Source organism: Curvivirga aplysinae, from assembly GCF_009711445.1.
Classification (GTDB): domain Bacteria; phylum Pseudomonadota; class Alphaproteobacteria; order UBA8366; family Aestuariispiraceae; genus Curvivirga; species Curvivirga aplysinae.
In genome coordinates, this window is sequence record NZ_SMMC01000034.1 from 1 (window position 1) to 2840 (window position 2840).

Sequence of the window (2840 nt, forward strand, 5' to 3'; positions counted from 1 at the left end):
AATAAAATTAGAACATATACAGTATTTATGGTTTTATCTTTATATTCAGACAGATTTTCGCCTCTCAAAATTCATTCTAAAAAGAGATAATCAATGATGAGAATTTTGACTGATTGCGTCACTGAAATCACCAAACACGTCACAGAGAAAATATTCTAGAGATTCACTAATCTTCTTACTTGACTTGGCTTAAATTGGATGCAAGATCACTTCCCGTTACGCCCAAAATCTATGGCTAAGTTTAGTGTGAGGAATTGACCATGAAGGTTCTCGTTCCAGTTAAACGCGTAGTTGACTACAACGTTAAAGTACGTGTGAAAGCTGACCAAAGCGGAGTTGAAACCGCTAATGTCAAAATGTCTATGAACCCGTTTGACGAAATTGCTGTTGAAGAAGCAATTCGTATGAAAGAAGCAGGTAAAGCAGACGAAATCGTTGCCGTATCCATCGGCGCTGCACAAGCACAGGAAACATTGCGTACAGCATTGGCAATGGGCGCGGATCGCGCGATCCTGATCGAAACAGACGAATTGGTAGAGCCATTGGCTGTTGCTAAATTGTTGAAAGCGGTAATGGACGAAGAAAATCCAGGCATCGTATTGCTCGGTAAACAAGCAATCGACGACGACAGCAACCAAACAGCACAGATGCTGGGCGCGTTGACAGGTTGGCCGCAAGCAACATTCGTTTCCAACATCGAACTTGGCGATGGCTCCTTGGAAGCAACACGCGAGGTTGATAGTGGTTTGGAAACAATCAAAGTGAACATGCCAGCAGTTGTTTCTGTTGACCTTCGCTTGAATGAACCTCGCTACGCTTCTTTGCCAAACATCATGAAAGCAAAGAAAAAGCCATTGGATACAAAATCCGCTGCTGATTATGGCGTAGACGTAACACCACGTTTGAAAACAATCAAAGTTGCCGAACCTGAAGCACGTTCCGGCGGTGTGATTGTTGGCTCTGTCGCTGAATTGGTCGACAAGCTTAAAAACGAAGCTAAAGTTCTGTAAGGGGAGGCTGTATAATGTCTAACTTAATTATTGCTGAACATGATGGTTCTGAAATTAAAGCCGCTACCTTGCATGCAGTAACAGCAGCTCAAGCTGCTGGTGGTGACGTCACGGTTGCCGTTATCGGTTCTGGTTGCGGTGCAGCTGCGGAAGCAGCAGCGAAAATCGCAGGCGTCTCCAAAGTATTGGTTGCTGATAGCGCAGAATATGAAAAGCAGTTGGCTGAAAACGTTGCGCCTGCAATCGTTAAAATGGCTGAGAGCTTCAGCCATGTATGGGCACCTGCAACCACTTCTGCAAAAAACACAATGCCACGTGTTGCTGCATTGTTGGATGTACAACAAATTTCTGAAGTAACCGCAGTTCAATCTGCAACAACTTTCGAACGTCCAATCTATGCTGGTAACGCTATTGCAACAGTTGAATCTGCTGAAAGCAAAAACATCATCACAGTTCGTACAACAGCTTTTGAAGCTGCAGCGGCTGAAGGTGGTTCTGCAGCAGTAGAAGCTGTGGACGCAACAGGCGACGCTGGCCTGTCTTCTTTCATTCGTGAAGAAGTAACAGAATCTGATCGCCCAGAATTAACATCTGCAAAAATCGTTATTTCCGGTGGCCGTGGTATGGGTGCTGGTGAAAACTTTGATATGCTTTATAAAGTTGCTGATAAACTTGGTGCGGCTGTTGGTGCATCCCGTGCAGCTGTGGACGCTGGTTATGTGCCAAACGACTACCAGGTTGGTCAAACAGGTAAAGTTGTTGCGCCTGACCTTTATATCGCTGTTGGTATTTCCGGCGCGATCCAGCATTGGGCGGGTATGAAAGACTCTAAAGTTATTGTTGCTATCAACAAAGATGAAGAGGCTCCAATCTTCCAAGTTGCTGACTACGGTTTGGTAGCTGACTTGTTCGACGCGGTTCCTGAATTGGAAGGCGCGCTAGACTAATCCATTAGTCACAAGTCAAAGCGACAAAGAATTAAGCCGCGTTGGGATTATCCAGCGCGGCTTTTTTGTTCTTAAATCAATTTAAGCCTTCTGCGTCGCAGCGATCATCGCATTCATGGCATCGACGGTTTCATCATTAAACCAGCCATCCGCCGTGCCGTCTTTATTGGCGGCCGCATCACGAATGATACTTTCAACACATTCCCCACGGATATCTGTTTTGATCATGCCATAGGTTTTTGAAGGTAATTTCGCATATCGTTTTGCCGCTTTAACTGCAGCTGCTTTCACTGTGTCACGATCGCCCTCAACTTCTTCATCAATGATACCCCAGGCCAACGCTTTTTCTGTTCCAACGAATTCACCACTTAGCATCATGTAACGCAATGCAGCTGGGGTTAGCGCATGACGAGCAATTTCCAAAGGCGCCGTTGGAAAATTCACTCCAACCTTCGCTTCAGCCAACGCAAAATTCGCCCCTTTAATTGCCACTGTATAATCGGCGGTTAACACAAAGAAAAAGCCACCCGCTATCGCCGCACCTGCGCATTCACAAATAACGGGCATCTTTAGGCCATAGGCAACAATCAGAAACTCATGCAAGCCTTTTAATAAAGCGATTTGTTCATCCTTGGAAAAACAAACTGCTTCCTTTAAATCCACCCCGGCAGATAAAACCGCAAGATCACTACCAATAATCAAGGCTTTGGCATTTTCATCAGATTCCACCTCTTTATAAGCCATTGCCAATTCTTTTAGAAATTCCGGTGTCATCGCATTCACCGGCTTACGATTCATCCCAAGACGTATGATACCTGTTTCGATTTCTTCACGGATAATATTTGGCATAAGCCCCCCTTAGAATATTCTTTAACTCTTTTAA

3 protein-coding genes are annotated in these 2840 nt (G+C 44.9%); 2 read left to right on the top strand and 1 reads right to left on the bottom strand.

The genetic code is table 11. The annotated features are described in order from the left end of the window. The first annotated feature begins 260 nt into the window (after positions 1 to 260). The gene (locus E1160_RS00265; protein ID WP_155152990.1) at positions 261 to 1010 is read left to right on the top strand and encodes an electron transfer flavoprotein subunit beta/FixA family protein; all 750 of its coding nucleotides are present in this window, start codon (positions 261 to 263) and stop codon (positions 1008 to 1010) included. 14 nt (positions 1011 to 1024) lie between these two features. Beyond that, positions 1025 to 1957, top strand: coding sequence for an electron transfer flavoprotein subunit alpha/FixB family protein (locus E1160_RS00270; protein WP_155152991.1), 933 nt, complete (start codon positions 1025 to 1027; stop codon positions 1955 to 1957). Positions 1958 to 2038: 81 nt separating this feature from the next. Here the strand turns inward: E1160_RS00270 and E1160_RS00275 are convergent, their stop codons facing one another. Next, complete coding sequence (locus E1160_RS00275) at positions 2039 to 2806, bottom strand: enoyl-CoA hydratase/isomerase family protein (protein WP_155152992.1); 768 nt, start codon at positions 2804 to 2806, stop codon at positions 2039 to 2041. Between the last annotated feature and the right edge of the window lie 34 nt (positions 2807 to 2840).